Origin of the sequence: Methanobrevibacter sp. (assembly GCF_017427765.1) — an archaeon.
Lineage (GTDB): Archaea > Methanobacteriota > Methanobacteria > Methanobacteriales > Methanobacteriaceae > Methanocatella.
Window position 1 is genome coordinate 33,250 of the sequence record NZ_JAFRSC010000033.1, and the last position, 12,536, is coordinate 45,785.

At 40.5% G+C, this 12,536-nt stretch carries 11 protein-coding genes; 9 read left to right on the forward strand and 2 right to left on the reverse strand.

The annotated features are described in order from the left end of the window. Window positions 1-43: 43 nt before the first annotated feature. Together thiL and amrS are read left to right on the forward strand one after the other, a co-directional pair. Window positions 44-973: a thiamine-phosphate kinase gene (gene thiL, locus IJL02_RS10660; protein ID WP_292816220.1), complete on the forward strand. Its 930-nt coding sequence runs from the start codon at window positions 44-46 to the stop codon at window positions 971-973. Then, window positions 957-1,829: an AmmeMemoRadiSam system radical SAM enzyme gene (gene amrS, locus IJL02_RS10665; RefSeq protein WP_342765191.1), complete on the forward strand. Its 873-nt coding sequence runs from the start codon at window positions 957-959 to the stop codon at window positions 1,827-1,829. The genes thiL and amrS overlap by 17 nt, the downstream gene beginning before the upstream one ends. Here the strand turns inward: amrS and IJL02_RS10670 are convergent. Then, window positions 1,826-3,031: a DUF2264 domain-containing protein gene (locus IJL02_RS10670; protein ID WP_292816225.1), complete on the reverse strand. Its 1,206-nt coding sequence runs from the start codon at window positions 3,029-3,031 to the stop codon at window positions 1,826-1,828. The two genes, amrS and IJL02_RS10670, sit on opposite strands and share 4 nt — an antisense overlap. A 129-nt stretch (window positions 3,032-3,160) precedes the next feature. On the opposite strand from IJL02_RS10670, the gene hacA reads away from it, so the two are divergent. The 5 genes from hacA (at window position 3,161) to mmp11 (ending at window position 7,381) form a co-directional block, all read left to right on the forward strand. Beyond that, window positions 3,161-4,405 carry a homoaconitase large subunit gene (gene hacA / locus IJL02_RS10675; RefSeq protein WP_292816479.1) on the forward strand — a complete coding sequence of 415 codons (1,245 nt, stop codon included), beginning with the start codon at window positions 3,161-3,163 and terminating at the stop codon, window positions 4,403-4,405. Between the two features lie 4 nt (window positions 4,406-4,409). Continuing rightward, the gene (locus IJL02_RS10680; RefSeq protein ID WP_292816227.1) at window positions 4,410-4,889 is read left to right on the forward strand and encodes a 3-isopropylmalate dehydratase small subunit; all 480 of its coding nucleotides are present in this window, start codon (window positions 4,410-4,412) and stop codon (window positions 4,887-4,889) included. Continuing rightward, window positions 4,864-5,871, forward strand: a complete 1,008-nt coding sequence (locus IJL02_RS10685; RefSeq protein ID WP_292816229.1) for an isocitrate/isopropylmalate family dehydrogenase — start codon at window positions 4,864-4,866, stop codon at window positions 5,869-5,871. Before IJL02_RS10680 ends, IJL02_RS10685 begins: the two co-directional genes overlap by 26 nt. A 147-nt stretch (window positions 5,872-6,018) precedes the next feature. Next, window positions 6,019-6,435, forward strand: coding sequence for a 6,7-dimethyl-8-ribityllumazine synthase (gene ribH / locus IJL02_RS10690; protein ID WP_292816231.1), 417 nt, complete (start codon window positions 6,019-6,021; stop codon window positions 6,433-6,435). Window positions 6,436-6,442: 7 nt separating this feature from the next. After that, window positions 6,443-7,381 (forward strand): methanogenesis marker protein 11, encoded by a 939-nt coding sequence (gene mmp11, locus IJL02_RS10695; protein ID WP_292816233.1) that lies wholly within the window; start codon window positions 6,443-6,445, stop codon window positions 7,379-7,381. Window positions 7,382-7,442: 61 nt separating this feature from the next. On the opposite strand, the gene IJL02_RS10700 is transcribed toward mmp11, so the two are convergent. Continuing rightward, window positions 7,443-9,149, reverse strand: coding sequence for a glycosyltransferase (locus IJL02_RS10700; protein ID WP_292816235.1), 1,707 nt, complete (start codon window positions 9,147-9,149; stop codon window positions 7,443-7,445). Window positions 9,150-9,303: 154 nt separating this feature from the next. Between IJL02_RS10700 and IJL02_RS10705 the strand changes: the two genes are divergently transcribed. After that, window positions 9,304-11,451: a Tex family protein gene (locus IJL02_RS10705; protein WP_292816237.1), complete on the forward strand. Its 2,148-nt coding sequence runs from the start codon at window positions 9,304-9,306 to the stop codon at window positions 11,449-11,451. 56 nt (window positions 11,452-11,507) lie between these two features. Continuing rightward, entirely contained in the window at window positions 11,508-12,533 is a 1,026-nt protein-coding gene (purE, locus tag IJL02_RS10710; RefSeq protein ID WP_292816239.1) for a 5-(carboxyamino)imidazole ribonucleotide mutase, read from the forward strand. The last annotated feature ends 3 nt before the right edge of the window (window positions 12,534-12,536 follow it).

Consider the following 12,536-nt stretch of genomic DNA (forward strand, 5'->3'; position numbering starts at 1 on the left):
TTTTTCTTAAGATTTATTAATTCTAAAATAGATACTAATATCCATGACCATTAAAGTCTCTGATATTGGTGAAAAGGAACTTGTGAAATATATTATTTCCCGCGCATCCGACATTACTGCGGATGATTGTGCAATAACTTCTTTTGACGGTGAAAATCTGATTTCAACCTGTGACATGCTTATCCGCTCAAGGCATTTTCCCGAAAACATGTCCTTTTTCGATATGGGATTCAAGGCGGTGACAGTCAATGTCAGTGATCTTGCGGCAATGGGTGCAGAGCCTGTCGGTTTTCTTCTTTCAATTGCAGTTCCTAAGGATTTGCCAGTCGATGACTTTAAGCAAATTATAAGTGGCGTTTTAAGTGCCTGCAGTTTTTATTCTATTCCTTTGATCGGCGGCGATACAAATGAGGCATCAGAGATTATTATTTCAGGAACCGCTCTTGGTTCAACAAAAAAACCGCTTCTTAAAAACACTTATGAAATGGATGATTTAATCTGCATTACAGGCGATATCGGCCTTGCGGCTTTGGGCTTTAATCTGAACGCCTCAGATGACATTTACACACAAAGGGCCCTAAAGCCGAAAGCAAGAATTACTGAGGGCATTTCAATTAAAAATGCCGGTGCAAGTTCTGCAACAGACATTACCGACGGGCTTGCAAGCGAACTGTATGAGATGAAAAAAGACGGCTTCGGTTTTATGATTCATGAGGAAATGCTTGGAATTTCAGATGACTACATTCACACTGCTGATAAGCTCAATTTAAACTATCTTGATTTGGCTCTCCACACAGGCGAGGATTTCGAGCTGGTCTTTACTATATCGAAAGAAAACCTTAAAAATCTGGATATTGACTGTAAGGTCATTGGCCGTGTCACAGATTCCGATAAGGTAGAAATCACTTTAAAAAACGGTTCAGTAAGACAAATTGAAAACAGGGGATATGAGCATTATGCTGGTGGACAGTAACCTTTACAAAAAAAGTTCAAAGTCACAAAAGCTCAGATGTGAAATATGTGCAAACTACTGCAAGATTGCCGACGGCAACTATGGGATTTGCAGACAGCATAAAAACATTAACGGGGAACTTTTCGATGAAAGTTATGGTGTTGTTTCATCTTTGAGTCCCGATCCAATCGAAAAAAAGCCTCTTTATCATTTTCTTGCGGGGACTTTTACATACTCAATCGGCGGTTTTGGGTGTAACATGACATGTTTGCACTGCCAGAACTATATGATATCAAGAGAATATGATAAGTTTTCAAGGGGCATTAAAATACTTCCAGAAACGATTGTTGAAAATGCCATTAACTACAATTGCAAGTCAATATCTTGGACCTATAATGAACCTACGATACACTTACCTTTCAGCAAAAAAACTTCCCTTCTTGCAAGGAAGAAAAATCTCAAAATAATATATGTCAGCAACGGATACATGTCAGCACAATCGGTTGAAGAGATACTTACATTTGTCGACGCATTCAACATTGATTTGAAGTCGATGTCTGAAGACTTTTACAGAAAAGTATGCGGCGCCGATTTGAGTGTTGTTTTAAACAATCTCAAAAGAATATACGCCGAGGGAAAACACCTCGAAATAACAAACCTCATAATAAATGACTATAATGATTCACATGAAGAAATAGAAAGGCTTTGTGATTTTGTAGCCGACGAGCTTGGCCCTGAGGTTCCGATTCATTTTACAAGGGCATTTCCATATTATAAAATGAACGACATTTCCCCTACCGAAAAGTCAACACTGTTTGAGGCAAAAAGGATTGCCTTAAAAAAAGGAATTGAAAACGTTCATTTGGGAAATATCTAAAAGTCTATGGACTGGTCTTTCTGGATTTGGTTTCCGTTCCATGCCTGTAGGCTGCTCCACTCTGCAGACGGTGATGTCCAGAACGCATCGCTTTCAGGAAGACCTAAAGCTAAAAATACGCTGCAGCATAAGTATAAACTGCCGGTGTTAATGTCCATTTCTGAAATATCCATCTGTGAGCCGTGAAGACCGACAATCAGCCATCCCGCACTGTCGAAGTTGGTATTTCCTGCAAACTGATTTTTCAATATTTTCGTAAGGGCGCTTCTGACCTGTGCCGGATTGATGTTTCTAGGCAGTATTTTCAGAAGAGCCGCCTGTGAGAGAAGATGGAAAATTCCGCAGCGGTAACTTAGACAGCTTCCCAAAAGGGGATATGTTCCTTCAGGTGAAATTACCCTTTCAAGTTCGGATGCAAGCCTTGATGATCTCATAAGCTGAACGTCTAAAAACTCCCCTTCGGCAATTCCGTATTTTCTCATTACCTTGAGGATGTCGTTAAGCATAGGATGTATGACAATACTGTTGAAATAGCCTAAGGTAAAGTCCTCACCGTCGGAGTATATTGCATCACCCATATAGAATTCATCTCTGAATCTGCTGACTCCGTAGCTTAAACGCTCCTTGTCGCATTCTCCGGTAAATTCCAGAAGAGCCGCTTCAATCATTGATGTAAACAGAAGCCAGTGATTCTCATAAGGGGCGATTACCCTTGTATTTTTCATCTCACGGATGATTCTTGCCTGGTCGTCCATCTGCAAATTGAGCCAGATTTCATTTTTGGCTCTGAGTAATCCCTGAGCAAATAGAGCGACATCAACTAAAGACTGTTTAGGTTCAACAGCAAAAATGTAATCGTTATGGTTAGGATTTACAGCATTGGAAATTGCCTTTAATGTCAGTCTGATGTATTTTTCACGAAGAATGCCTTCTTCAGAACCGTCCGGTCCAAGTTCAAGCCAGGATGAAATTCCGTTGAACACACGGGCAAATGCTTCAAGATATGAAAACTTCTGGTTTTCAGGGCTGACTGACTCATATGGCATGTTTTTCCTAAGTGAGCCTTTTGCAAGATTGCTTAAAACCGGCAGGGTCAATTTCTTCATTATTGAAATCCAATAGGTTCTATCTTCTATAACCGGTGCTGTTTCTTCAATTTCAGGCTCTTTTTTCCTAAATCTATTTAAAAATGAATTACTCATAATGTTATAATTTGTTCCACATTATATATAAGTGTTAGAATAATCAAAAATCCGATTTTTTTTGAAATTAAACGAACTTATATATTTTAAATGATAGATATATTTATCATTATTGAAGAGGTTGAAAATATGCCAACAATGTCTGAAAAAATATTAGCCCGAGCATCCGGCAAAAGTGAAGTTGAAGCCGGAGATATTGTAATAGCAAATATTGACGTGGCAATGACTCATGATTTGACCGGACCACTTTCCGTTGAATCATTTGAAAAGATAGGTGCCGAAAAGGTTTGGGACCCTTCAAAGATAGTCATTCCCTTCGACCATCAGGTTCCGGCAGACTCCATAGACTCAGCAAACAACCATATAATAATGAGAAGGTTTGCCGAAAAACAAAAAATAGAGCACTTCTACGACGTTAATGTCGGAGTGTGCCATCAGATACTTCCTGAACTTGGACATGTCGTTCCCGGAGAAGTTATTGTAGGTGCCGATTCACATACCTGCACCCACGGAGCTTTGGGAGCGTTTTCCACAGGTATCGGATCCACCGATATGGCGATGGTATTTGCCGAGGGAAAATTATGGCTCAAGGTTCCAGAAACTAACAGATTCGAAATAACAGGCACTCTTAAGGACAACGTCTATGCCAAGGATGTCATCCTGCATATCATAGGCCAGCTCGGTGCCGACGGCTCAACATACAAGGCATGCGAGTTCGGCGGAAAGACAGTATCCGACATGAGCATATCCGACAGGATGGTTTTATGCAACATGGCAATCGAGATGGGTGGAAAGACAGGCCTTGTCGAAGTTGATGAAAAGACAGTAAATTACGTTGAAAAGCGTTCCAAAAAACCGTATAAGGCATATAAGACAGATTTGGATTCTTCCTCTTTGAATATAATTGATATTGACGTAGGCGATTTGGAACCTCAGGTGGCATGTCCTCACCACGTTGATAACGTAAAGCCTGTAAGTGAAGTTGACGTGGAGCTTGACCAGGTGTTTATAGGCTCATGCACAAACGGCCGTCTCTCCGATTTAAGGGATGCGGCCAGAATTCTTAAAGGAAACAGAATCGCCAGAAATACAAGAATGCTTGTAATTCCGGCATCAAGGGAAGTTTACTCAAAAGCCCTTGATGAAGGACTAATCAGAATATTCGTTGATGCGGGAGCCCTCGTATCTGCACCATGCTGCGGACCGTGCCTTGGAGGCCACACTGGAATAATAGGTCCGGGTGAGGTAAGCCTTTCCACATCAAACAGGAACTTCAAGGGAAGACAGGGCTCACCTGAAGGTGAAGTGTATCTATCCTCAGCCGCTGTGGCTGCAGCTTCAGCAATCGAGGGAAAAATAGTAGCGCCGGAGTGATAAAGTGAAAGGAACTGCATGGAAATTCGGAAATGACATTGACACAGACATAATTGTCCCGGGTAGATACCTAATCTACACCGATGAAGAAAGGCTCTCCCAGCACTGCATGGAAGGTCTGGATGCGGATTTTTCCAAAAAATGCAAGAAGGGAGATTTCATTGTAGCCGGAAAAAACTTCGGATGCGGGTCTTCACGTGAGCACGCTCCAATCGCACTTAAGGGCGTCGGGGTTTCAGCGGTAATAGCCGAATCCTTTGCAAGAATCTTTTACAGAAACGCCACAAACGTAGGCGTGCCTCTTCTGGAAGCTCCGGGAATTACAGACCTTGTAAAAGACGGTGAAGAGATTGAAGTGGACATGGAAAAAGGAACAGTAACAAATGAAAATGGCGATACCATTACATTTAAGAAATTGCCTCCTTTCATGATGGAAATATTAAATCAGGGTGGTTTGATTGAATACCTCAAAAACAAAAGATAAATATCAGATAGCTATTGTAGCCGGTGACGGAATAGGAAGAGAGGTCATGCAGGCAGCAATACATGTTCTTGACAGTTTAGGCATTGATTTCGATTACGTTTACGGTGATGCCGGTGACGAATGCCTTGAAAAGACAGGCACAGCCCTTCCAGATGAAACCTTGGATATTATACGCAATGCAGACGCATGCCTTTTTGGCGCAGCCGGAGAGACCGCCGCAGACGTCATCGTCAAGATACGCCAGGAAATGAGGATGTTTGCAAACTTGAGGCCTATTAAATCATATCCCAATACCAATTCACTGTTTGACGATATAGATTTCATGATAGTGCGTGAAAATACCGAGGGAATGTATATTGCAGATGAGGAACAATATACGGATGAAGGCGCCGTTGCAAGGCGTATCATAACAAGAAAGGCCGAGGAGCGCATCATCGATTACGCATTCAGATATGCAGTCGAAAACAATAAGACTAAAGTTACAGCCGTTCACAAGGCCAACGTATTAAAGAAAAGCGACGGTCTGTTTAAGGAAATTTTCTATGAAGTTGCAAAAAGATATCCCGACATTGCAACCGAGGACTTTTACGTGGATGCAACCGCAATGTATCTTATCACACAGCCGAAATCCTTTGAAGTTATCGTAACCACAAACCTCTTCGGAGACATACTGTCTGATGAGGGGGCAGGTCTTGTGGGAGGACTGGGACTGATACCTTCCGCAAATATTGGTGAGGATGCGGCATTATTTGAACCTGTACACGGTTCAGCGCCTGACATTGCAGGTCAGGGCAAAGCAAATCCTATTGCAATGATGCTTTCAGCGGTCATGATGCTTAGATACATCGGCGAAGGCGAAGCCGCAGATAAGTTTGAAGCGGCGATTTTAAAAGTATTAAATGATGCTAATGTTTTAACCGGTGATTTGGGAGGTTCTGCAACAACAATGGAACTTGCCGAAGCGGTTAAAAATAATTTATAAAAAAATAATGGAGTAAAATAATATGAATTTCAAAAAGTTGACAAGAATGCAGATGGCAGCACTTTTTATCATATTCATTATGGTAGTCAGTGGGGTAGCAGGATTCTTACTTATAATATTTGGATAAACTAAAATGAGGTAGATAAAATGGCAAAATACGAAATAGCAGCAGTAGTTGCTGAATTCAATTATGATATTACACAAATGATGTTAGAATTAGCTCAAGCAGAAGCTAAAAACAGAGGATGCGAAATCACTAAAGTAGTTGCAGTACCTGGAGTATTCGACATGCCTCTTGTAATCAAAAAGTTATTGCAGAAAGGCGAATATGATGCAATCATCACTTTAGGTGCAGTAATCGAAGGTGCAACAGACCACGACCAAATCGTAGCACAGCACGCTTCCCGTAAAATCGCAGATTTGGCACTTGAATACGACACTCCTGTAGCTCTTGGAATCACAGGTCCTGGAATGACCAGAATGGATGCTCACAGACGTGTTAAAAATGCAAAAAGCGCAGTCGAAGCAGCTATTAAAATGTGCGACAGATTAAAAGAAATCTAGTGATTCGATGGAAATCCTAAAACCAAACGAATTAAGGAAGAAGTTTCAAGATCCCTGGATAGCACCATACAAGAAAGTTCTCACCATGGTGGATGGGGATAAGGTGGAAATAGTCGAATATCACCCATGCATTTCAGGCTCTCACTGGCTTTTGAACCAGTACAGAAACAATTCCGAGTTAATAGATTCAGCTTACCGTGACGGAAACAAGCATGTTTACTCATGTCATGTCGGCAGCGCTCCTCTTGATTTGAAGGCCAGTTTCAATGCCGCAGGAATAGATGAGATTGTCGTTGACGGCGATGAGGTTAAGGTAACCCATGCAGGTCTTGCAGGAGCAGGCGTTGGAGCAGGAATGTGCAGAGGAATGGGTGAAGGCGTCAAATATGTTGAGCTAATTGAGGTTGGCGGCGGCTCAAAAGCCGGAAAGGCAACAGTAGTAACACCAAAGCTTGAAAAGGTAGTAATCGGTGTTGATGATACCGACACTAAGGATGCCGGTGCAACATGGACAATGGCCCATAACCTTGGAGTTGAACTTGCAGGCGAAGGATTTGAATATCTTGACCATATTATCGTTCAGCTATATCCGCACAATCCGCACAAGACTCAAAATTGCGTTTCCATTGCATTGACATTTGCAGTTGAGCAATCCAAAAAACAGGATTTGATTGACAGGGTCATTGAAATTCTTAAAAGAGATACCCTATCCGATAAAACAGCCATAGCTATTTTGGAAGGTTTGGATATTCCGGAAAAATTAAGGGAATATTCCATTGCCACTAAATCCGGAATGATGGATGTTGAAACTGCAGAAAGCGTTGCAAAAGAATTGAATATTCCTTTAATAGCTGTTACAGGCGAACAGGGAAAAGTAGGAGCTTTGGCAGCTTTAGGTCTTTATGATGATGTTGAAGAGGCCGTAAAAGCTTATGACAAAAAATAATCTAAGAAATATTTCTTAGATTTTTTACTATTTTTTTACTAAATGGAGTATAATTCCATTTCTAAATATATAAATTCAGGAAATTGCCTTGCTGTGATTTAACGAACTGCTTTATGGAAGTGTTGTTTCTATCCACAAATGTAATGTTAATGTCATGACCGTTATAGCTAAACTCGCTGTCGCTGAAGGTCTTGTTGGAGTAAGTTACGGATTTTACTACTTCGTCATTGACTGTAATGTCGTATGTGGAGCCGTCTCTGAATATTCCAAATGATGTTGCCACAGACTCATTGTCAACGAACACTTCAAAGTTGCATCCGTCCTTGTCTCTTGAGGATATTGTAAATTTCTCGATTGTGGTTACATTTTCACTGTCATAGTGGTGCAGCACACCGACGCCTTCAAATATTTCTTTCAAACGGCTGTTCTGGATAACGGATCCTGTCTCAACATTCAGTTCTTTTTTCGCTTCAAGCGGCAGCCTTATGATGTCCTGGTCACCCGGTCTTGGCTCGCTGATGGTATAGGTAACGCCGTCAATTACCATTGTGTCATTTGTCTTGATTCCGAGCGTTATCATTGCATCTGTAGGCATCCGGATTTGGTCGGATTCGTTTTCGATTGCGGTATCCATTGTAAACGGCCCTCTTGCAGTAATTGAATTTTCTCTCGGTGAGTCATCGGCATATATAATCAGGTTTCTTGAGTTCGGCTCGACGGAGATGACACCATTTTCAAAATGGGCAGCGCCGATAAATGTTGAAATCATCAAAAGCAGTATGATTATGGATATGATCATCGGAAAGTGAATTTTGATAAATGATTTAATCAGGTTTCTTTTAGGTGTCTTTCTAAACATGGAAATTGATTGCACGACAACTTTAATCATGTAAAATAGGGCAATGACTATACCAATAAGGCTGATTATAACTGCAAGTATCAGTGGTACGAATTTAACAAAGAATATTGTAAACAGACCAAGAATCACCAATGACAGTCCGACAATAGCCATTCTGATATAATAACCGATATCGTCAATCATTGTAACCCGGCCGTACTTGTTTGCACGGTTTATAATTGTTCTAACCACTTCATTTGCCATAATGTTTAAATCGGCAAGAGGAGACATGTCATGTTGAATTGCACCGATGTCCACTTCCATAATGGAAATTCCTAAAACGTCAGCGTCAATAACAATACCTACATCGACACCATAGTCCATTTCAAAATGAATCTTTTTCAGTATTTCTTTACGTGCGGCAAACTGACCGCTTAACGGCTGTTCAAATGAGATTTCAGGGAAGAAAAAGTTCAAAAGCGGCTTTGCGGTAAGCTCAGTTACACGACCGCTTTCACGTGCGAATTTGGTTTTTGTAATTTCGGCCTTGCCTTCAAGGATAGGTCTGATCATAGCCTCAACCTTTTTGGAGGTTAGGTTGTAAATATCAGCATCAATAAAAGCTATAATGTCACATTCAGCTTCCTTAAAACCAGTATTTAAAGCTTCACCTTTTCCTTTGTTGGTTTCATGGTTTATTACGATTGCTCCTGCCTTTGCCGCTTCAGCTTCGGTATTGTCTTTAGACCCGTCGTTTACAACGATGATTTCATCTACAAACGATACCTTTTTCACCACTTCGACAACTTTACCGACAGTGTCTTCCTCGTTGTATGCAGGTATAATCACTGAAACCTTTTGGTATTTTTTAGGCTTTTCAGATTTTATGCTTGCAAGCAAAAATGCAAGAATTACAATAAACCAGTACACTAAATTCACCGTTATTATTTTAATATATTCATAAATTTGTTGCTTTAATAATATAAATAGTATTGTCTTTTTATGCTTTTTTTTCGAAAATACAAAATTTTAAATTATTTCACCGTCAATAATGAATTGTATTTAGAAACAGGATGAAATTTCAATGATAGCAAAAACACTTGGACATGAACTGAATCTGGCCGACTGGCAGGTGAAAAAAGTAATCAATCTAATTGACGATGGAAACACAATACCGTTCATTGCACGTTATAGAAAAGACGTAACAGGCTCTCTTAATGATGAAACCTTAAGAAAATTCGATGAAAGGCTGAAATATCTAAGAAACCTAGAAGATAAAAAGCAGAAAGTCATCAAAAGAATAGACGAGCTTGAAAGCCTGGATGATGATTTGAAAAAAAGGATTTTAAACGCCTCAACTTTAGTGGAGCTTGAAGATTTATACCGTCCCTTTAAAGCCAAAAAGCAGACCCGGGCAACAAAGGCACGTGAAAAGGGCCTGCAGCCTCTTGCAGATATTATCCTTGCCCAGGAAGCTAAAAAACCAATAGAAGAAATTGCCGAATCATACATTAACGATGAGGTAAAAACACCCGCTGAAGCTATTCAGGGCGCTCAGGATATAATCGCCGAAGTCATCTCAGACAATTCTGACTTTAGGGGAAAAATCAGGAAAAATACCTTCTTTACAGGTAAAATCGAAACAAAAGTCAAGGATAAGGATATTTCAAATGAATATGAAACATATTATAATTACACAGAAGACGTTAAAAGAATTCCACCCCACAGAATCCTTGCAATCAACAGGGCAGAAAAGGAAGGGGTAATCAGAGCCAAAATCACATGCGACGGAGATGAGATAATAAGATATCTCTCAAGGCATACCCTAAAAAACATCTCCAAAATCCCTGAAAAAATTGAATACAATCGCTTCACAACTCCTATAATAAAGGAGTCAATCGCCGATTCATATAAGAGGCTGATTGCGCCGGCTGTTGAAAGGGAGCTTAGAAACTATTTAACCGAGAAAGCCGAGGAAAAGTCAATTGAGGTATTTGCCCGGAATTTAAATCAGGTTCTCATGGAGTCACCTCTTTCGGGAAAGATAATCCTCGGATGGGACCCGGCATTCAGAACAGGATGCAAACTGGCAATAATCGATGAGACAGGAAAGGTTCTTGAGACAGCCTTAATCTATCCGACCGAACCGCAAAACAGAGTTAAAGAATCCATAGACACTGTTCGTGAACTTATTGACGAATACGGCATCAATGTCATAGCTATTGGAAACGGAACCGCCTCAAGGGAATCCGAGGAAATCGTGGCTAAAATCATCAAGGGAACAAATGTCGAATACATAATCGTCAATGAGGCCGGCGCATCGGTCTATTCAGCTTCCAAACTGGCCGATGAGGAATTTCCTGATTTCAGCGAAGGTGAAAGAAGTGCGGTTTCCATAGCAAGAAGGCTTCAGGATCCTTTGGCCGAACTTGTTAAAATAGATCCGAAATCCATTGGAGTCGGTCAGTATCAGCATGACATGAATCAAAAGCAGCTTTCAGAGTCACTCAACGGCGTTGTGGAAAAAGTGGTAAATGAAGTGGGAGTTGATTTAAATACAGCGTCATACAGTCTCCTAAATCACGTTTCCGGAATAGGAAAGATAACTGCTCAAAACATAGTCGAGTATAGGGATGAAAACGGAAGCTTTTCAAACAGGCAGGAACTGCTCAACGTTAAAAAACTCGGAAAAAAGACTTTTGAGCAATGCGCAGGATTTGTAAAGATTATCAATCCGGATTATCCTCTAGACAATACCACAATCCATCCGGAATCATACGATGCAACATTAAAGCTTTTAGACAGGCTGAACTACACGGTCAGTGATATAGGCTCATCAGATTTGAGGCTTGACAATCTTGATTTGAATGCCATTTCAGAGGAACTGGACATAGGTATTGAAACTCTAAAGGACATTATTGGGCAACTTAAAAAGCCGGGCCGTGACCCTCGTGAAGACATGCCTAAACCGGTACTTAGAAAGAATGTATTGTCAATTGAGGATTTGGAAATCGGTATGATAATGCAGGGAACAGTCAGAAATATCGTAGATTTTGGTGCTTTTGTCGATATTGGAGTTCACCAGGACGGACTGGTCCATATATCCCAGCTGGTTGAAAACCAATATGTAAAGCATCCTCTAGATATTGTAAGTGTGGGTGAAATCGTGGACGTTAAAGTTCTTGATGTTGATTTGTCCAGAAACAGAATTCAGTTGTCTATGATAATTTAAATATTTTAAAATCAATATTATATAATGATTAAATAATTTATTTTAGAAGGGATTTAATGACACCAAAGATAATGATAATTCTTGGAAGCGGTTCAGATATGGCTATTGCAGAAAAGGCAATGGATGTTTTAGACAAACTTGAAATACCATACAGCTTAAAAATCGCATCAGCGCATAGAACTCCCAATTTAGTTCGTGAAATTGTATCTCAAGGTAGTGATGCTGGAATTGAAGTGTTCATTGGTATTGCCGGGCTTGCGGCACACCTTCCGGGCGCTATTGCAGCTTACACTCCAAGACCGGTAATCGGAGTTCCTGTAGATGTCAAGACTGGTGGTATTGACGCACTGCAGTCCGTTGTACAGATGCCTTATCCTTCACCTATTGCAACCGTTGGAATAGACAGGGGAGATAATGCAGCAATACTTGCCGCTCAATTTATAGCTCTTCATGATGAAGAATTACGTCAAAGAATCATAGATTTGCGTTGGACATATGCCAAAAAGGTTTACAACAGCAATGAGGAAATTGTACAAAAGATTGACAGGCCATACATTCAAAATGATTTCTTGAGAATCAAGAATCTTGAAATTAATGGGGTAAATGTTGAGGAAGATGCGGAAGTGTCATGCAAAAACATTGATGCTGAAGTGGCAATCATCGTCGGAAGGCAGACTGACCTGCCGACAGCCAAAAAATTGACTGTAATCCTTGACAGGCTTAAAATTTCCCACGATACAAAGGTAGTGTGCCCAATCAGGTCTACCAAAAAGTTTACAAATTATGTTAAATGCATGAAAAATGCAAAGATATTCATTGGAATCAGTTCCAACTCATCACAGGTTACAGGCGGAATAGTGGGCCTTACAGACAGGCCGGTCATAGGCGTTCCATGCACCAATGAAAATGGGGACGACTATATGCTTACAACAGTTAGCATGCCTCCTGGAGTTCCTGTTGCAACTGTCGGAATCAATAACGGTAAGAACGCTGCCGTACTTGCAGGAGAAATTTTTGCAATTTCAAATCCTGAAATTACCGAGCTGCTGGACAAATTGAAAGATAAGAAAATTAATTTATAAGGG

What these genes read in the sequence shown, in the direction of transcription:
- thiL (WP_292816220.1), top strand. Translation starts at nt 44, where the DNA reads ATGACCATTAAAGTCTCTGATATTGGTGAAAAGGAACTTGTGAAATAT.
- amrS (WP_342765191.1), top strand. Translation starts at nt 957, where the DNA reads ATGCTGGTGGACAGTAACCTTTACAAAAAAAGTTCAAAGTCACAAAAG.
- IJL02_RS10670 (WP_292816225.1), bottom strand. Translation starts at nt 3,031, where the DNA reads ATGAGTAATTCATTTTTAAATAGATTTAGGAAAAAAGAGCCTGAAATT.
- hacA (WP_292816479.1), top strand. Translation starts at nt 3,161, where the DNA reads ATGCCAACAATGTCTGAAAAAATATTAGCCCGAGCATCCGGCAAAAGT.
- ribH (WP_292816231.1), top strand. Translation starts at nt 6,019, where the DNA reads ATGGCAAAATACGAAATAGCAGCAGTAGTTGCTGAATTCAATTATGAT.
- mmp11 (WP_292816233.1), top strand. Translation starts at nt 6,443, where the DNA reads ATGGAAATCCTAAAACCAAACGAATTAAGGAAGAAGTTTCAAGATCCC.
- IJL02_RS10705 (WP_292816237.1), top strand. Translation starts at nt 9,304, where the DNA reads ATGATAGCAAAAACACTTGGACATGAACTGAATCTGGCCGACTGGCAG.
- purE (WP_292816239.1), top strand. Translation starts at nt 11,508, where the DNA reads ATGACACCAAAGATAATGATAATTCTTGGAAGCGGTTCAGATATGGCT.